The 17,200-nt window shown below is 64.2% G+C and carries 16 protein-coding genes; 3 read left to right on the top strand and 13 right to left on the bottom strand.

Annotated elements, in window-relative coordinates:
* Position 1: 1 nt before the first annotated feature.
* From AWB95_RS16985 to AWB95_RS16950, 8 genes are all read right to left on the bottom strand, one after another.
* Complete coding sequence (locus AWB95_RS16985) at positions 2–1,018, bottom strand: MlaD family protein (protein ID WP_062538450.1); 1,017 nt, start codon at positions 1,016–1,018, stop codon at positions 2–4.
* Positions 1,018–2,088 (bottom strand): MlaD family protein, encoded by a 1,071-nt coding sequence (locus tag AWB95_RS16980; protein WP_062538451.1) that lies wholly within the window; start codon positions 2,086–2,088, stop codon positions 1,018–1,020. Before AWB95_RS16980 ends, AWB95_RS16985 begins: the two co-directional genes overlap by 1 nt.
* The gene (locus tag AWB95_RS16975; protein ID WP_062538452.1) at positions 2,085–3,131 is read right to left on the bottom strand and encodes an MlaD family protein; all 1,047 of its coding nucleotides are present in this window, start codon (positions 3,129–3,131) and stop codon (positions 2,085–2,087) included. The genes AWB95_RS16980 and AWB95_RS16975 overlap by 4 nt, the downstream gene beginning before the upstream one ends.
* 3 nt (positions 3,132–3,134) lie before the next feature.
* Entirely contained in the window at positions 3,135–4,007 is an 873-nt protein-coding gene (locus tag AWB95_RS16970; protein ID WP_085168428.1) for an MlaE family ABC transporter permease, read from the bottom strand.
* Positions 4,007–4,816: an MlaE family ABC transporter permease gene (locus AWB95_RS16965; protein ID WP_062538471.1), complete on the bottom strand. Its 810-nt coding sequence runs from the start codon at positions 4,814–4,816 to the stop codon at positions 4,007–4,009. Before AWB95_RS16965 ends, AWB95_RS16970 begins: the two co-directional genes overlap by 1 nt.
* A 173-nt stretch (positions 4,817–4,989) precedes the next feature.
* Entirely contained in the window at positions 4,990–5,991 is a 1,002-nt protein-coding gene (locus AWB95_RS16960; RefSeq protein ID WP_062538453.1) for an alpha/beta hydrolase, read from the bottom strand.
* A 112-nt stretch (positions 5,992–6,103) separates the two neighbouring features.
* Complete coding sequence (locus AWB95_RS16955) at positions 6,104–6,715, bottom strand: TetR/AcrR family transcriptional regulator (RefSeq protein WP_062538454.1); 612 nt, start codon at positions 6,713–6,715, stop codon at positions 6,104–6,106.
* Entirely contained in the window at positions 6,712–7,383 is a 672-nt protein-coding gene (locus AWB95_RS16950; protein ID WP_062538455.1) for a TetR/AcrR family transcriptional regulator, read from the bottom strand. The genes AWB95_RS16955 and AWB95_RS16950 overlap by 4 nt, the downstream gene beginning before the upstream one ends.
* 122 nt (positions 7,384–7,505) lie before the next feature.
* Here AWB95_RS16950 and AWB95_RS16945 point away from each other — a divergent pair, with 122 nt between their 5' ends.
* A complete protein-coding gene (locus AWB95_RS16945; RefSeq protein WP_062538456.1) occupies positions 7,506–8,933 on the top strand; it encodes an ABC1 kinase family protein in 1,428 nt (475 codons plus the stop codon).
* Here AWB95_RS16945 and AWB95_RS16940 read toward each other — a convergent pair.
* From AWB95_RS16940 to AWB95_RS16920, 5 genes are read right to left on the bottom strand one after another with little or no spacing between them, the layout of a single operon-like run.
* The gene (locus AWB95_RS16940; RefSeq protein WP_062538472.1) at positions 8,921–10,399 is read right to left on the bottom strand and encodes a flavin-containing monooxygenase; all 1,479 of its coding nucleotides are present in this window, start codon (positions 10,397–10,399) and stop codon (positions 8,921–8,923) included. The two genes, AWB95_RS16945 and AWB95_RS16940, sit on opposite strands and share 13 nt — an antisense overlap.
* A gap of 59 nt (positions 10,400–10,458) precedes the next feature.
* Entirely contained in the window at positions 10,459–11,343 is an 885-nt protein-coding gene (locus tag AWB95_RS16935) for an SDR family NAD(P)-dependent oxidoreductase (RefSeq protein ID WP_062538457.1), read from the bottom strand.
* Positions 11,340–12,902, bottom strand: coding sequence for a flavin-containing monooxygenase (locus AWB95_RS16930; protein ID WP_062538458.1), 1,563 nt, complete (start codon positions 12,900–12,902; stop codon positions 11,340–11,342). Before AWB95_RS16930 ends, AWB95_RS16935 begins: the two co-directional genes overlap by 4 nt.
* Positions 12,899–13,486, bottom strand: coding sequence for an SRPBCC family protein (locus AWB95_RS16925; RefSeq protein WP_099539576.1), 588 nt, complete (start codon positions 13,484–13,486; stop codon positions 12,899–12,901). Before AWB95_RS16925 ends, AWB95_RS16930 begins: the two co-directional genes overlap by 4 nt.
* Positions 13,476–15,032, bottom strand: a complete 1,557-nt coding sequence (locus AWB95_RS16920) for a flavin-containing monooxygenase (protein WP_062538459.1) — start codon at positions 15,030–15,032, stop codon at positions 13,476–13,478. Before AWB95_RS16920 ends, AWB95_RS16925 begins: the two co-directional genes overlap by 11 nt.
* 154 nt (positions 15,033–15,186) lie before the next feature.
* On the opposite strand from AWB95_RS16920, the gene AWB95_RS16915 reads away from it, so the two are divergent.
* Positions 15,187–15,894, top strand: coding sequence for a TetR/AcrR family transcriptional regulator (locus AWB95_RS16915; protein WP_062538460.1), 708 nt, complete (start codon positions 15,187–15,189; stop codon positions 15,892–15,894).
* A 383-nt stretch (positions 15,895–16,277) separates the two neighbouring features.
* Positions 16,278–17,177 (top strand): metal-dependent hydrolase, encoded by a 900-nt coding sequence (locus AWB95_RS16910; RefSeq protein WP_084706906.1) that lies wholly within the window; start codon positions 16,278–16,280, stop codon positions 17,175–17,177.
* Positions 17,178–17,200 lie beyond the last annotated feature (23 nt).

Genomic DNA, 17,200 nt, shown 5'->3' with positions numbered 1-17,200 from the left:
ATCAGCAGTGCCTCATGATGCTGGGCAGACACAGGTCCTGTCCCGGCATGAGCCGGTCCTGCTGGTCGATAGCGACGCCGTTGCCGCTCAGCATCGGCACCAGGACATGCATCAGCTGGTCGTAGCCCGCGGCCGCCTTGGCCAGGCGCTCGGGGGCGGGGTCGGCGAACAAGGTATCCAAGATGTCGTCGATCGCGTTGACCCACGGCGCAATCTCGCGGCCGTAGAACGTGATCGCGCGGTCGACGATGCGGGCCAGTTCGTCGAGCACGGTGAAGTACTCGACGATGTCGACGGCCTTCGAGGTATACAGCTGCCCGAGATGCGCGAGTTGTTCGACCACCGACAGGAACTCTTTGCGTCTGGTGATCAGCGCCCGCATAGAGTTGTTGGTGAAATCCAGGCCGCGATAGAAGTCGGCGGTGACCTGGCTGAGCGATCGGGTCAGCACATGGGCGGATTCGATGACGTCGCGCAGCGCGTCGGGGTACTTGTTGGCGGCGTTGGCGACCTCGGTGAAGGTGTCGTGGATGACCTGGCCGTTGACCTGCTCGACGAGCGGGGTCGCCGCCTGCAGTATGTCGTTGATCTCATACGGCGTTGTGGTGCGCTCCGGAGGAATCACCTTGCGGCCCAACGGCAAAGCGCCCTTAGGATCGAGGGCCATGTAGTGCCCGCCCAGCGGAGTCAGGAGCTTGACCTCCAGTGTGGATTCGGAACCGACGGCCACTGATCGCTTGACGTCGAATTTCATTTCGACGACAGTCCCGTCCAGCCGGACACTGGTGACTTTGCCGACCTTGACACCGGCGATCCGCACTTCGTCGCCTGCGCGGACCCCGGCCGCAGTGGCGAGATGTGCGCTGTAACTGGTCTGCCCGGTCGGGTTCAGGTAGGCGAAGGCGCTGGCTGCCAGTGCGCTGACGATGACGACGACGCCGACGATGCCGCGCCGGCGACTGCGGGCTGCCGCGGTGCGCTCGTCGAGCACACCGCGCCGCCGCTTGCGAAACTCCATTATTTGCACACCACCAGATTCTGATTCTCGAACGACACCTGCCCGACGCCCGGCAACTCGACTTCGCCGTGAGAGCAGGTCAAATCCCTTGCCGGGTAGCGGTCTTGGATCGCCGCATGATCGGGAGTGTGCGGCAAATACGGTTGGCCGGTCGCGGGATCCTCTTCGACAAGCGAGTCTCGCAGCCCTTGGAGCAGAGCCGGCACCACGGACAGCCCCGCGATGGCCCACGCGAGCTGCGGCGAGGTCCGCGTCGCAAAGTCGTAGAACGGAGTCGTCGTTCCGTCGAAGATGCGTTCGGCATATTGCAGGATGTGCACGAGGCTTCGAAAAGCCGGCAGCTCCACGTCGATCGAAGCCCGAAAGGCCTCGGCGCGCGAGTTGAACTTGCCCAGCACGCCGTTGAGCGTGTCGATGAAGTGGAACAGCTGCGCCGACTTTCCGCCCAGGTCGCGGGAAATCTCGGACAGATTGCGGATCAACAGGGTCACGGCCGCCTGGCGGTTCACCGCGACCCCGGAGATGGTGTCGAGGTCATGCAGAACCGCCCCGATCCCGGTTTCGTCGCCCTGAATCACCCGCAGCAGGTTTTCCCCGAACTGGTTGAACTGGGCGGGATCCAGTGTCTGAAAGACCGGCCGAAACCCGTTGAACAGCTTGGCCACATCGAACGACGGGATGGTCTGCTCGAGCGGGATCGTCGCACCCGCGGCCAACCGCGCGCCAGGCCGGGCCGGTTGAACGAGTTCCACATAGCGCTGGCCCAGCAGGTTCTGATAACGCACCGCGGCGACGGTGTTCTGATACACCGGGTGATCGTCGAGCGCGGTGAAGTCGACCTTGGCGATGCGCCCATCGAGCCGGACCGCCTCGACCTTGCCGACTTGCACACCGGAGATGCGAACGTCGTCGCCGGTGAACAACCCTGACACGTCGGAAAAGGCCGCTGTGTAGCGCGACACCATCCCGCGCACAGGGCTGCGCAACGCGGTCACCACGATCGTCGCGCACACCGCGGCGATCACCGTAAAGACGGTCAGCCACAGCACCGCTTTGGAGACCCCCCTCACTGGCCACCCCCCGGGGGCAGCGAGGCCGGCTCGGAGGGCAGCGCAGCGGCCAATCCCGGCATCGTGTTCATGATGACCTCGGTTCGCATCTGAACCTGACCGTCGATCACCGGAAACGCGGTGCTGATCCGGTCGAACAAACCCGGGAGCCGGTCATACGCCGGAAACCAGCTGCCGACGAAAAACGTCAGTGGGATTGCCAAGTTCAGCGTCGCGGCCACCGCTGGGATGAGCCAGTAGTTGTTGTCCACGATCAGCTGGCCGGCATCGATGATCAGCCCACCGGTCTCGGTCAAGACCCGATTCGTGCGGTCGACTCCGGCGGGCTCGGCCAAAAACGCCAACCCGTCGAGCAGGTTGTTCATCAGCCCGAAAAGCGGGATGAAGTCGTTGGCGCCGTTGGCAACCGAAGCCACCATCGACAGCGACTGCGAGAACGGCACCCTCTGGGCGTCGGCCAGGATCTTCGCGAGGTCGAACGCGGACCTGACCACCGGCTCGACCAGGTCGGCGCGTTGACCCAGAACTTTGACAATGTGACTGAACTGGGGAGCGTCCAGGATCTCGCTGAGCTTCTGGGTCTGGCGCAGCATCCCGGTGATGGAGACAGCCTCAGTGCCGGCGGGCATCACCAGCGTCTGGTTCGCGCGCAGCGGGCCGCCTTTGCCGTCGCTGACGAGTTCGACCACGGCGCTGCCGAAGACGTTCGACGACGAGAACTTAGCTTTGGTGTCGGCGGTCAGGGCTTTGGCTTGGCGCGGGTCCAGCAGCACCGTCATCTTCTGTTTGTTGTATCCGACGGACTGCAGTGCCTTCACCGATCCAATGGCCAGGCCGTGGAACTTCACCTCGGCGCCGGGCGCCAGGCCCTCGCCAATGGTGTCGGCCACCACCGTCAGCGGAAATGTGTCGTCGTACTTGCCGGTGGCCAGTTGCTGCAGGACCAGAGCGAGGACGCCCAGCACCGCGGCGACGAGTACGCCGCGGATGCGCAACTTCAAGGAACTGGGGCCGCGCCCCGCCTGGTCTGAATACCTCGGCATGCCCTACCCCGATATCCGCACGCCAGAGTTGTTGCCCCAGAACAGCAATGTCAGCACCATGTCGGCGACCACCACGGTGATGATGCTGGCGCGGATCGCCCGTCCGGAGGCCCGTCCGACACCCTCGGGGCCGCCGCCGGCGTAGTAGCCCTGATAGCCGTGGATGGCGATGATCACGGTGACGAAGATGACCGCCTTGATCAGTGAGAACGCCACGTCGGACGGTTGGATGAACGAGTCGAAGTAGTGGTGGTAGGTGCCCGACGACTGGCCGTGGATCACGTTGACCACCACCGCGCAGGACACGTAGCTCAGCACCAGTGTCAGCACGTACAGCGGAACAATCGTCATCATCCCGGCGATGACGCGGGTGGTCACCACGAACGGGATCGACTGGATGCCTTGAGCTTCCAGCGCGTCGATTTCCTCGGAGATCCGCATTGCGCCGATTTCGGCGGTCATCCGGGTGCCTGCCTGGGCGGCGAAGCCGATCGCGGCGATCATCGGCGCCATCTCGCGAGTGTTCGCATACGCCGAGACGAACCCGGTCAGCGGGCCCATCCCGACCATGTCCAGGGCCGCATACCCTTCCACGCCCACCGATCCGCCGACCGCGGCGCCGAGAAACACCAGAACCCCGATGGTGCCGCCCCCGACGATCAGTGACCCGTTGCCCCAGACCATGTCGACCAACAAGGCGCCTGTCTGCCGCCGGTACCGGCTAATCGTCCGGGGAATCGCTCCAAGCACCTGGAACAGGAAAGTGGCTTGGTGGCCAAGGGTTTCGGCTATTCCGGCACCTGTACCGACGACCCACCACGGGCCACGCGCTGCCCAACCCAAGCCGTGGGGGAGATGCCGTGAAGGGGTCGCCATCAGCCGACCTTCGTCGGCATGAACATGGTGACCAACTGGGTGATCACCAAATTGAGCACGAACACCGCGACCACACCGATGACCACCGCCGCGTTGACGGCGTCGGCGACACCGCGGGCGCCTCCCTTGGTCTCCAGGCCGCGCTGACAGGCGATGAGGATCACCACCACGCCGAAAAGCCACGTCTTGACCAATGCGACAACGACATCGGCAACGCTCGCGAACGAGGCGAACGACGCGATATAGCTACCGGGGGTGCCCGACTGGAAGCCAACATTGATCAGGTAACCCGCGCCCAACCCCATGAAGATGATGAAGACGCACAACAACGGTGCCACGAACACAATCGCCGCCAGCCGGGGTGTGACCAGCCGCTGCACCGGGTCAATGCCCATGACGCGCAACGCATCCACCTCTTCGCGGATGGTGCGCGCGCCGAGGTCGGTGGTCACGGCCGAGCCTGCCGCCCCGCCGAGCAACAGCGCGGCCACAATCGGCGCCCCCTGACGGATCACGCCCAGGCCACCGGCCGCACCCGAGATCGACGTCGCGCCGACCTGCTGGATCACGCTGCCCACCTGTACGGCCACGATGACCCCGAACGGGATGGACACCAGCAACGCCGGTATCGCAGTGACGCTGACGATGAACCAGGCCTGGTTGACGGTGTCTCGCCACGGATGGCGCAACCGAATCAGATCCGCCGCCAGGTAGACAGCCGACTGGGCGGCCAACTCCAGAAAGCGGCCCAGGGTCTTCAGCGACGAGTCGGCCTGGTTGAGGCCGTACCGCAGCGGCCGGGTCAGCATCACCAGCACCTGGCCGCTGATCGACGAATCCGTCAGCGGCGCAGGCTCTTCCGGCACAGCAGGCTTCTGGCCGTTGGCGTCAACTGTTGCGTTGGCGTCGGCACTGTCGGTGGTCCCGCGCGCAGCGTCTGAGGCCTCTTGTCGGGCCTCGGCCGCTGCGCGCGTGGCTGGAGTCAACGGCAAACTCCCCGGTTCACCTCGACAGTGCGTAAGAAAGCGCCGATTTCCGACACCGCCGCCCGCGCGGGCGCCATCAGCAGCGCGGCGGCCTGGAACACGTGGAACTGTCCTTCCCAGACCTGCAATTGGCATGGCACCCTTGCGGCCGCGATGCGGTCGGCCAATTCTTCGGCGCCGTCGTAGAGCACCTCGCGGGTGCCGACCTGAATCAATGTCGGCGGCAGTTGCGTCAGGTCCGTCGATGCCAGCCGCACGGGCGGCAACTCGGCTGCAGGGCTCGCCGACACCGCGGAGAGCTTGCGGCTGATCGCCTGGATCGTCGACGCGGTGAGCAGGGGGTCGTCGGCGTCGTCGTCGACGGGAAAGTCAGGGTCGACCCACGTCATGGGAGACATCAGCACCAAGGCGCGGGTTCGGCCCAATCCCGCCCGCACAATGGCGAGCGCGGTAGCGACGGCAAGGTAGCCGCCCGCCGAGTCGCCGACCACGCTGATGTTCTCCGCCGAATAACCCAGCGCGATCAGCGCACGGAACCCGTCGACGGCGTCCTCGAGTGCTTCACCGAGACCGTGCAGCGGCAGCTGCCGGTAGCAGACGGCAAGCGCCGGACAGCCCGCGGCGTGGGCAACATCGGCCGCGAGCCGCCGGTGAGTGTGCAGCCCGCAGGTGATGAAGCCGCCGCCGTGGAGATAGAGGATCGCGGTGCTGGAGTCGGCGACCGACCGGGGCGTGATGAGCTCGGCACGGCAGCTGGGCAGCGCAACCTTGCGGTGGTGTACTTTGCGCGGGCGCGGCAACACGATGGCTGCCCCGTCGACCAGCGCGAAAGGCCAACGAGCGTCGGGGAAGCGCGCGAAGAGCGCGATCACCGGTCGGACGAACGTCACCAGCAGGGCGGCCAGGACGCGCGACACCAGCCCCGGGCCAGGAAAGCGGACCAACTCGGGGCGGTTTCGGCCGGTGTGGCCAACAGCGGTTCCGGCGACTAGTGACATGGCACCCCTAACCGAGCTCTACCAGCTGGCTAATTACCAGACTGATGTGTCACTCGGGTGAGTTAACCACACGGTGTGGCCTCTGTCACCCCTTATTTAAGGGAACCGCTCGTCACGGACTCGTTGGTTGGCCAAGGCCGGCTCGCAGCAGTTCCCGGGCTTGGCCGATGACATGCTCGAGGCCGCCCGGAAGGGGAGCTCCGCCTTGCGCGGGTAGCAGCATGGCAAGGCTCATACAGACCAGCATTTCGCCCAGTACTTCGCTGTCCAGCCCGCGACGTAGAAATCCCTTGGCGATGCCGTGGTCGATCTGCCGCTGCACCGAGCGGGCGAACGACTGGAAGATTTCGACGACCCGTTGGGTGAGCTGCTCGTCGATGGCGCCGGCGTCAAAGACGATCAGCGAGACCACCTTGTTGTCGGCATCCGACAGCGAATGCAACGCTCGCCACGGTGCGGTCACCGCGTCCAGGAACTCGTCGAGGGTTTCGGCGAGCTCCTCCGGCGGAGATAGTTCCGGCGCTCGCTCTTCCAACCCCAGATCGATGACGGCATCGAGGATTTCACGCCGATTGGCGAAGTAGTTGTAGAACGAGCCGTGTCCCAGCCCGGCCGCGGCGACAATATCGGCGACCGAGGTGTTGCGGTAGCCGCGGTCGGTGAAGACTTCGAATGCGGCGCGGGTCAGCTGGACCCGACGGTCTGGTTGCGCGCTCGTCGTCACCGATCGGTCTCCTCGGTGAACAGGGCGTGGCGTGCGAATTCCGCTAGCGCCGAACGGTAGCGGTCGCGAGTGGCGGCGTCTCGCTGACCCATCACCTCGCGCAGGCCGGCGGGCAGCAACAGCTTGGTGGCCAGCAGGCCCAGCACCTCGGGGTCCAGGCTGGGTCGGATGAACCCGGCATCCTGGGCCTCCTCGAACAAACTGGCCGCCATCCGCTCCACGGTGGCTTCCACCCCGAGCATGCGCAGCTTGAGCTCCTCGTCCATCGCACCGACCTCGACAACCACCAACGACAGCAACTCCGGCTGGCGGTCGAAGGTCTCCGTAATGGCCGACAGCGCGGCGTCAAGCCGGTCCAGCACATCGGCTGGCCCGTTCAGCGGTTGGTCGACGAACAGCATGGGCCGGACCACTCGGACCACTTCCTCCACCGAGTAGTCGAACACCAGGTCCAGCAGTTCCCGTTTGCTGGCGACGTAGCGGTAGATAGTGCCCTGCCCGACACCTGCATGGCGGGCGATGTCGGACATCGTCGCCGCCTCGAACCCGCGCTCGGCGAATACCGCAACCGCCGAGGCAATGATCTGCGCGCGGCGTTGCTCCTCGAGATTCTCGATCGGCGGCCGGCCCCGCTTGCGGCGGGGCGGGTTTGCGGCCTCAGCGACCACAGCGCCGATCCGATGGCATTGTGTGCCTCCCGCTGATGGGTTGAGTCTGCTGATTTGACCGACCGCGTGATTTCCCGGACTGCGGTGTCAGAACCAATCTAGCACCTGGTTAAGGTGAGCCCATGTCGAACGGCCCAGCACCGTCGAAGGATGCCGACGCGCTGGCGACGTCCCGGTTGGGCCGGGGCGCGCGGCTGGGGGGACTCGTTGCCAAGCAGACGTTGCGGCGGGTCACGATCAAAGCCGGATCGATCGTTGTCACCGAAAGCCGGCGTGAGGCGATGCTGGATCGCGCCAACGAGCGCATCGCGCGCGACTTCGTCGCCGTGCTCGGCAATATGCGTGGCGCGGCAATGAAAATCGGCCAGTTGCTGTCGGTGGTCGACCTCGGAATCGTCGACGCACGCTCGCGGGACTACTTCCGCCAACAGCTTTCCAAACTGCAGGGCTCGATCAACGCCATGCCGTTCGAGACGATGCGCCCGGTGATCGAAGGCGAACTCGGTGCCCCGGTCGAGCGGTTGTTCTCGTCGTTCGACACCGACGCGTTCGCAGCCGCGTCCATCGGACAGGTCTACCGTGCGGTGACGCACGACGGCCTCGACGTGGCAGTCAAAGTGCAGTATCCCGGTGTTCGCACCGCGGTGCGGGCCGACCTGAAAAACCTGGCGTTGTTCCTGCGCATGTGGAAGGCGGCCATACCCACCGTGGCGGCCCGTGAGTTTCTCGACGAGATCACTCACGAGTTATCGCGCGAAGTCGACTACCGCCAGGAGTTGGCCAGCCAGGCTCGAGTCGCCGCCCGGTATGCCGGTCATCCGTTCATCCACGTGCCTCGCCCGATCGCGGAGTTGAGTTCAGAGTCGGTGCTGACCACCGAGTACGTGGCGGGGCTGCCGGCCGCCGACGTCGCGCAGCTGCCCACGGCTGAGCGGGACCGCATCGGGGAGATCATCTACCGCTTCTACCTCGGTTCGTTGTTTCGCGACTGCGAGTTCAACGGCGACGCGCACCCGGGCAATTTCCTGTATCTGCCCGACGGTCGGGTCGCCTTCCTTGACTTCGGTCTCTACAAACACATGGACCCCATTGCCGTCGAATTCGAACGGCGCGCGGCGCAACTGTGCATCGCTGGCGACGGCGAGGGTCTGCAGGCGAGCATGGAAGAGTACGGCGTGCTGCGGCCGGGATCGACAGTGTCGGCGCAGGCTTGCCTGGAATACACGCTGGATGCCGCGGGATGGAATTTCGTCGACGAGTACGTGGTGGTACGGCCGATCGACGTCAGCGCGGCCCTGCTGGGCGTGGTCAACCCGGCCGCGGAGTCCTTCCAGACGATGCGCAACGAACGGCTGCCACCGGAGCATTTGTTTTCCCGTCGACTGGATTTCCTGCTGTTCGGGACCCTGAGTCAAATCGGCGCCGGCGCAAACTGGTTCCGCATCGCGGCGGAGTGGATCTACGGCGCCGGGCCGGTCACCGAGCTCGGCCGGGCCGAAGCGCAGTGGCGGGAGCTAACGGCGCAAAGCCGCGACGGTCAGGACTCGTAGACGTAGTCGTCGAGGTCGAATGTCTTTGACGCACGCGTCGATTGGTAGGCAGTGGTCGGCCGCAAGAACGAGAAGTCGCCGTTCTTGTCGATGTAGTAGCTGTTGGAATCGATGCAGGCGCGCCCGTGCATCAGAGTCGCCGAGCCGCGGCGGTCGACGAACCGGTGGAACCGATCGTTGGCTTCGGGGGAGATCTCGACCGCGGTCGCGCCGCGGCGAAGAGCCTCGTCGATCACCCGCAGGGCGTGCCGTGCCGCGTTCTCGACCATGACGTGCCAAGAACTACCGGACCACGCGTACGGACCGAACACCATAAAGGTGTTGGGTAAGCCGGGCATCGACACCCCTTCGTACGCGGTGGCGCGCTGCGTGTCGTAGAACGACGCGAGGTCGAACCCGTTGCGGCCCTTGACCGGCCGCATCCGATACACGAGCGGACTGTTCGACATTTCGAAGCCGGTTGCCAACACCAGCACGTCGACGTCGCGTTCGACGCCGTCACGGGTTCGGATACCGGTGGCGGTGATCCGCTCGATCGGGTCGGTTACCAGCGTGACGTGGTCCTTGGTGAAGGTTTTGTAATACACGTTCGACACGCTGGGCCGCTTACACCCGAATCCGTAACGCGGAGTGAGTTTTTGTCGCAGCTCACGGTCGCGGACCTGGGTGAACAAGTACGCTCGGCACGCCAGCGCCGGGATTCGCGCCAGTGGCGCGATCTGCTTGCCGTAGACGGTTATTGCGACCAGGCCAACCTCGACGAAAGCGGCGGCGATTCCGCGCACCAGCGTCTGCAGAAACGGCATGGCTTTGAATGCGGCCTGGACGATGTTCGGGATCGGGAAATCCGGCTTGGCAAACACCCAGATCGCTCTGCGTTGGTAGACATCAAGCCTCGCGGCGGTTTTGGCGAGTTCAGGCACCACCTGGATGGCGGTGGCGCCCGTTCCGATGACCGCGATCCGTTTGCCGGCCGGATCGAAATCGTCGTCCCAAGCTTGGGTCTGGATCACTTTTCCGGCGAAATCTTCAAGCCCCGCAATGTCGGGAACACGTGGTTCGACGAAGGCTCCGGTGGCGGTTATCACGAAACGTGCTGTGACACTGGACCCGTCGTTCAAAGCCAGGACCCAGAAGTGATTGTCCTCGTCCCAGTCGCGGCGCATGACCTCGGTTCGCAATCTGAGGTGGCTCCTCAGCCGGTACTTGTCGGCAAGGTGGTTGACATAGTCGCGGACCTCGGCCCCCTTGGGAAACGTACGCGACCAGAACGGCGATTTTTCGAACGAAAACTGGTAGACGATGCCCGGGATATCCACCGCGACATCGGGGTAACGGTTGGAATGCCACGTCCCGCCGATGTCGTCGGCGCGCTCGAAGATAGTGAAATCGGTGTGGCCGGCCCGGTGCAGGTGAATCGCTACGCCGAGTCCGCCGATGCCCGCCCCGATGATTGCCACCAGCATGTCGGGTCGGCGACGGCCCGGAGTCGAGTCCGTGTCGGTTGACGTCAATTCACTGGATGTCACGTCGCCACCCCCGGCGCACTGTCGTGTAACTGGTCGATATTGGCCGCAATGCGTGCGTCGTATTCGGCTCTCGCCGTCCGGTCGATCGGCCCCATCGTTCGATCCGCATTCACCAGCCGCCGACCCAACAGCCACACGCGCTCGGGGATGAGGTTCGCCACGGTAAACAAGGCGGTGAGACCCATCGGCGCGCTTGCCAGCGGCGGCCTGGTACGGACCGTCGAAACGACCCGTCGCGCCACAACATTCGCTGAGAGCACACCCATACTCAACATCCCCAACGGAATGCCGTCGACCAGTTGGGTTTTGATCGCCGAGGGCAGGACCGCCGTGACCGATACGCCGTGCGGACGCAGCTCCTCGCGCAGACTGCGGCTGAAAGCGGTCGCGGCGTGTTTTGACGCCGTGTAACTGGCCAGCCCGGCCGAGTGCAGCTTTCCCGCCGCCGACGTGACGTTGACAATGTGTCCGTGGCCCCGCGCGATCATTCGGGGGGCCGCGAGGCGTGCGGCGTGCATATGTGCCGCCACGTTGACATCGAACACTGCGCGGGTGACCTCGGCGGATTCGGCGAGAAATGGCCCGATCGGCATGATCCCAGCGTTGTTGACCAGGATATCGATCTCTCCGAGGTCGCGTTCGACCTCGTCGAGAAACGTTTGGTAACTATCGAATTGGGCCACGTTGACCGGGTAGGCGCGGATGCCGCGCCCCACAAAGTCCGCCGCCGCGGCGGCCGCCTCGCCATCGAGGTCGCCGATGGCCACTCGGGCACCGCGCTGTGCGAAGCGTTTGGCGGTGGCTAGGCCGATGCCTCGCGCGGCGCCGGTGACGACGACGACAGCGCCGTCCAGCCGAATCTTGGGATATCCACCGATCATGGAATGTCTCCGGCAACCAGTTCGGCCTGCGCGGTTTCGGTCCGCGCAACCGGCCCTCGCCACAGGTAGTCGTCGAACGGGTAGCTGGCCGCTGCGCGTCGCGACTGCAGCGCGGTGGTCGGCCGGATATAGGGCATGTCTCCGTGGGAGTTGACGTAGTAGGTGCGCAGACCCTTGTTGCGAACCTGGAAGTAATGCTGAATGTTTCGACCCTGACGCTGGATCTTCTCGTGGTAGGCCCGCTGCGCTTCGGAAGTGACTTCGACGTATGCAGCACCGCGACGATTGGCCTCGACAATCGCCCGGACAGCGTGCTGTGCGGACGACTCCACCATGAAATGCCAGCCGGTGCCGGTCCACGAGTAGGGGCCGACCAGCATCCACCGGTTCGGCAAGCCGTGCACAGCGACACTCTCGTAGGCCTGCAGCCGGTTCTGCGCGAAGAAGTCACCGAGATCGAACCCGTTGACGCCCACGACCATTCCCGGCTTGTAGGTCTCCGGGTCGGAGAACAGTTCGTAGCCGACCGCGACGACCAAAGCATCCAGCTGGCGTTCGCGGCGGTCGGCGGTCCGCACCCCGCAAGGGGTGATCTCGCTGATCGGCGAATCCACCAACTCGACGTTGTCGCGGTTGAACGCTTGCAGAAACGCGTTCGACATCGTGGGACGCTTGCCGAGCAGGCCGTACCGTGGCGTCAGCGAGCGCCGATCACGTCGATCACGAACGGCAACCCACAGGTAGCACCGGTAGAGGCCGCGCGCCCCGGAATCCATCAGGGCCATCACGGGTTTGGCGATCAGGGGCGGCGTGTACACCAGCAGGCGAGTCGCCAGCTCCACCAAAATCAGTGCCGCTCCGGAAAGGGCCGCCTGGGTTGTCCGGCGGCCGAGAATCAGCCGTAGCCAGCGGCCGATGGTGAAATCGGGCTTCGGCCAGCACCATACGGGTGTGCGCTGGAACACCGCCAAGGTCTCGACGAGCGGTGCGATGGCCGGGGTTATCTGTACTGAACTGGCACCTGTGCCGATCACGCCGACCCGCTTACCGGTCAAGTCATAGTTGTGATCCCACTCGGTGGGCCGCAGGATCTTTCCAGCGAAGCCGTTGTAGCCCGGTATGCCAGGATCGTGTTTGGGGTTGATGAAGGCGCCGACGGCGCTAATCACGAATCGAGCGGTGATCACCTCGCCTGCGGCGGTGTGCAGCCGCCAGACCATGGCTGCGTCGTCCCACTCCTCTTTGACGACATTCACCCCGAATCGGATGTGCGGATATACGCCGCGTTCGCGGGCGACCGTGTCGTGGTAGGCCCAGACCTCCGAGCCGGTGGGAAACATTCGTGACCACGTGGTGTTCTTGGCGAACGAATACTGGTAGGTGAAGCTGGGGACGTCGACCCCGATGCCGGGGTAGTCGTTGTCGCGCCAGCTTCCGCCGGGTGCGCCTGCGCGTTCCAGGACCACGAAGTCGTCGATGCCGGCCTCGAGGAGCCGGACCCCGGCTCCGATGCCGCCCGGTCCAGCGCCGATGACAGCCACGTTGCACTGCGGATTCATATGTGGTCCTTACTGTTTAGCCCCAGCGGGATTCCCGCAGTGAGTTGCGGCGGCGCATGCGACGGCAGTTCGCGTTCCAGGCCGCCCAACCCGATCCGGAAGATCGGTTGCAGGACGGCCGCCGTCGGGCGCAGCGCAAAGCGCACACCTGGTATCCGGCGCAGGTATCGCGGTGCGCAGGCTAGCGTCCACTTCACCGTGGCATGCTCGGGATTATCGGCCGGCTCCACGCGGTATTCCTCGCACCAAGACCCGAATACCGGCAGGGTGGCATCGATCGCGGTGTAGCGCATCATCATTCGTGTCGTATCGAATTCGATGAGCTGCTCGTGCTGGGCGAACACCAGCCACTTGTGGACGTGCATCTGGAAATCGCGGACCACGCCAGCGGCCGGCTCGGTAGCCACCGGGTAGCGGCATCCCCACACCGTCGGCAGCCAGGACCACATTCGGCTGCCCGCGATGACCCCCCAAACGTGTTCCGGCGGGGCAGCGAAGCTGCGTTGGATGTATGTGACGAAAGGTGCCGTCTCGAAGAATTCGTCGGCGCGCTCCGCGGTAATCGGTATGGCGTCAAACCGCATGTCTGACCTCTCGTGCATGACTACTCAGGCGGGTGAACTCGTAGTCTGACGCCGGGAACCGCACGCTGCGGCGGCGTGACTGCAGGATGGTCCACGGCCGCACATACGGCGTGTCACCGTGGGAGTTGATGAAGTAGCTGTTCGAACCTGCGCAGTTGAAGCTGAAGTATCGCTGAAGGTTGGCGCCGCTGCGTCGCAAGCCCGCCTGGAAGCGCGCCAGTGCATCCCTGGTGACTTCGACCCGGGTGGCGTTCTGGGCACGGGCCAGCTCGATCACGGCGCTGATGTGCCGCATCGAGTTTTCGAGGATGTAGTGGAAACTGGTGCCCGTCCATGAATATGGTCCGACCATCATGAACCGGTTCGGCAACTCCGGGACCGTCACACTCTGGTATGCCTGCAAGCCGTTGCGATGATAGAACTCCGCGAGGTCAAATCCGTTGCTGCCCAGGACGGTCCCGATCCGATACGTTTCCGGGTCGGAGAACATCTCGTAGCCGGTGGCCAGCACGAGGACGTCGATTGGCCGTTCCACTCCCGCGGTGTCGACAATTCCGTGTGGCGTGATCCGGTCGATTCCGATGCTGATCAGTTCTACGTTGCGGCGGTTGAACACCGGAAGATAGTCGCCGCCGAGGGTGCCTCGCGTGCACCCTGCCCCGAAGCGGGGACGAAGCTGGGATCGGACCTGGCGGTCGCGGACTTTGTAGCGCAGCCACAGCATGTAGGCCAATAGCGCCACGCGGTCGAAAACTGCTGCGCCCACCCGAAATAGCGGTCGGGGTGTGTAGATCAGAACCCGAAGCCCCGCCTCGATAAACGCCAACGCCACCGAGTGCACCGCGTTGGCGAACCGGCGTTTCGCCAGCATCCGCTGAAGCACAATGGGAATCGGGAAGTCCGGCTTCGGGAAGTACCACTGCGGAGTGCGCTGGTAAATGTCCAGTCTGGCAACGTCACGGGCGATCGCCGGCGCGATCTGCACCGTGGAGCTGCCGACGCCGATAATGCCGACTTTCTTCCCGCGCAAATCCAGATCATGCTGCCAGCGCGAGGGAATCAGTACGGGTCCGGCGAAGCTGTTCAGCCCGGGGATGTCTGGCTGGGTTTTCGGGTTGATGTAGGCACCGATCGCGCTGATGACAAAGCGTGCGGTGATGACGTCCCCGTCGGCAGTGTGCAACTGCCACTGGTGGGTTTCGTCGTCGAAAATCTCTCGCTCCACTCGGGTGTTGAACCGCGCGTGCGGGTAAAGGCGGTGGGTCATAGCCAAATCGAGGATGTACTGCCGAATCTCGTCGCCGTCGGCAAAAAACCGTCGCCAGTTGCCTTTTGGGGCAAAAGAGAACTGGTAAGCGATCGCCGGGATGTCGGCGCCCACCCCGGGATAGGTGTTACGCAGCCATGTGCCGCCGAAACCTGCATCCCGGTCGATGATCACGAAATCGTCTATGCCGATTTCGCGCAGTTTGATCGCGGCGCAGATCCCGCCCAGGCCGGCACCGATGATGGCAACTTCATGGTCGGGCGTTTCGTCTGGCTGCATTGCGTCCTTCCACTACTCACCGAGGCATGGGTGGCTCCCGAAATAATCGGACTGATATGTCACTCTGTCAAGCTGTGGAGGCCCAGGCGTGGGAACCGGACGCGTTTCGGCTGGTCGGATGGTCTGATCGGGCGTGTCGATTACGATTGCCCCCGTGTCGACGCACGCACCTGCTGGTCGTGGACGCCTGCCGAAGTTGACCGGGGATGCCCGGGCCGACCGGTGGCGTGAGCACCGGGCCGCCGTGCGGGCCCAGTTGGTGGATGCGACACTTCGCGCGATCGACGAGCACGGTCCACATCTGTCCATCGACGACGTTCTCAAGACGGCCGCTGTAACCCGGCCGAAGCTGTATCGCTTTTTCGAGGACAAGGCGACGTTGTTCGCCGCTGTCGCCGAACGCGTGCAGGAGATGATCATCGAGCGCGTGGTGCCGCATTTCGATGTCACCGCAACGGCGCGGGAGTTGGTTCGCTCAGCGCTGACCGGATATGTCGACCTGGTCGACGAGCGCCCCGCTCTCTTTCGCTTCCTAGTGGACTCGCATTTCAGGGACGGGCGTTCGGCCGCGGAGTTGATCGACAGCGGCAGGCCGCTGTCGGATGCCATGGTCGAGGTTTGGGCCGCGGTGCTTCGGGCCCGCGGCGGACGCAGCGCCAATCTCGAGTATGTCGTCGATGCTGCGCTTGGATCGGTGACGCTTGGCGTGCTGCGCTGGCTGAACGGTCCGGCGATCAACAAGTGTGCTCTCGTCGATCAGCTCACCTGCTTTGTGTGGGGTGCTCTTTCGACCACTGCCGCGGCGCGCGGGGTTGTTCTCGATCCCGACGACAAGGTGCTGCCGCTCGACACCGCCGGCTGAGCGCCCCGACAACCTCCGCAAATAACCGCGCTGCCAGACGCCCTACTTGACAGAGTGACATATCAGTCACATTATTTGGGACATCCCACTACGGGAGGATGACGATGCGGCCAACTCCGGCGCCAATCGCAAGTCGTTATGACCGTCGGCGCCCAACGGGCGGCGCGTGCATGCTAATCATGGCTGGTGCTGCTCCATGCCTGTCGTCGCTAAATCCATTGTCCTGCAATAAATTCCATGCGAATGTCGACGTCGCACCACAGGCGTGCGGCCTTCGGCAGCCGTTGTCACAGAAGGGTCTTGCGCGGGGCAACGCCGCGCAGTACCGTCTGTAACTAGTACTACTAGTACTAGGTACTAGGTGTTCAGAAAGGGGCTGGGCTATGGCCAGCGGGCATTCAGGACGAGCAGCAGTCGCCGTCGCCGACGCAGTCGGGAAAATGGCCGGCTACCCGAAGACCAGGCGGATCCGCTTCCGCTTCGGCGAGGACCGCACCTACGGCAAGTACTTCGTCAACGACGACATCGTTTTCAGCCACTTCGTGGCGGGCTTGTCGGCTGCTTTTCCGCCAGGTGAGGAGTCGTTCATCCGGTCGGTGCGCAGTTTCGCCGACCACATCACCGATCCGACGCTGAAGAAGCGGGTCGCCGGGTTCATCGGTCAGGAATCCATGCACGGCCAAGAACATCGCCGACTCAACCAGAAGCTCGTCGAAAAGGGGTACCGGATCGAATGGTGGGACTCGAAGCCGTGGAAGGAAAGGCAGATTCGCTTCGAGCAGCGGATTCCGAGCCGCATGCATCTGGCGATGACCGCGGCTGCCGAGCATTACACCGCCGTATTGGCCGAACGGGTGTTGTCCAACGACGAAATCCAGGCGATACCAGGCGATCCTGAGGTTTGGAATCTGCTGAACTGGCACGCTCTGGAAGAGCTCGAGCACAAATCGGTGGCCTTTGACGTCTACCGCGCGATGGGCGGGTCCGAGCGTGCGCGCATCGCTGTGATGATGGCCCTGATTGCTCTCACGATTCCGCTGACCGCGACGTCACTGGCGGTCTCGCTGGCCCGCGACCCAGTCGCGCGACGACAGCCCGCCCGACTGGTTCGGGAGACCTACGCACAGTTGCGTGGCCCGCTGTTCAAAGGCTTGTTCGGCGACCTGGCCAAGTACCTGCGACCTGGTTTCCATCCCGATGACATCGATACGACGGCCTTACTGAACCGTTGGCAGACGGAGCTTTTCGGTGCAAACGGCGCACTCGTCGACCACCTGAAATGACCTACCGATACCTACAAGGAGAG

It is taken from the genome of Mycobacterium celatum (assembly GCF_002101595.1).
In the GTDB taxonomy this organism is placed as follows: domain Bacteria; phylum Actinomycetota; class Actinomycetes; order Mycobacteriales; family Mycobacteriaceae; genus Mycobacterium; species Mycobacterium celatum.
The sequence above is the reverse complement of the archived record's forward strand: the minus strand, read 5'-3'. Positions and strand labels throughout refer to the sequence as shown.

Bases quoted from the DNA above. Each gene is read 5' to 3' on its own strand.
- AWB95_RS16985 (WP_062538450.1), bottom strand. From the start codon at position 1,018: ATGGAGTTTCGCAAGCGGCGGCGCGGTGTGCTCGACGAGCGCACCGCG.
- AWB95_RS16975 (WP_062538452.1), bottom strand. From the start codon at position 3,131: ATGCCGAGGTATTCAGACCAGGCGGGGCGCGGCCCCAGTTCCTTGAAG.
- AWB95_RS16970 (WP_085168428.1), bottom strand. From the start codon at position 4,007: ATGGCGACCCCTTCACGGCATCTCCCCCACGGCTTGGGTTGGGCAGCG.
- AWB95_RS16965 (WP_062538471.1), bottom strand. From the start codon at position 4,816: ATGCTGACCCGGCCGCTGCGGTACGGCCTCAACCAGGCCGACTCGTCG.
- AWB95_RS16960 (WP_062538453.1), bottom strand. From the start codon at position 5,991: ATGTCACTAGTCGCCGGAACCGCTGTTGGCCACACCGGCCGAAACCGC.
- AWB95_RS16945 (WP_062538456.1), top strand. From the start codon at position 7,506: ATGTCGAACGGCCCAGCACCGTCGAAGGATGCCGACGCGCTGGCGACG.
- AWB95_RS16940 (WP_062538472.1), bottom strand. From the start codon at position 10,399: ATGCTGGTGGCAATCATCGGGGCGGGCATCGGCGGACTCGGCGTAGCG.
- AWB95_RS16935 (WP_062538457.1), bottom strand. From the start codon at position 11,343: ATGATCGGTGGATATCCCAAGATTCGGCTGGACGGCGCTGTCGTCGTC.
- AWB95_RS16930 (WP_062538458.1), bottom strand. From the start codon at position 12,902: ATGAATCCGCAGTGCAACGTGGCTGTCATCGGCGCTGGACCGGGCGGC.
- AWB95_RS16925 (WP_099539576.1), bottom strand. From the start codon at position 13,486: ATGCGGTTTGACGCCATACCGATTACCGCGGAGCGCGCCGACGAATTC.
- AWB95_RS16920 (WP_062538459.1), bottom strand. From the start codon at position 15,032: ATGCAGCCAGACGAAACGCCCGACCATGAAGTTGCCATCATCGGTGCC.
- AWB95_RS16910 (WP_084706906.1), top strand. From the start codon at position 16,278: ATGGCCAGCGGGCATTCAGGACGAGCAGCAGTCGCCGTCGCCGACGCA.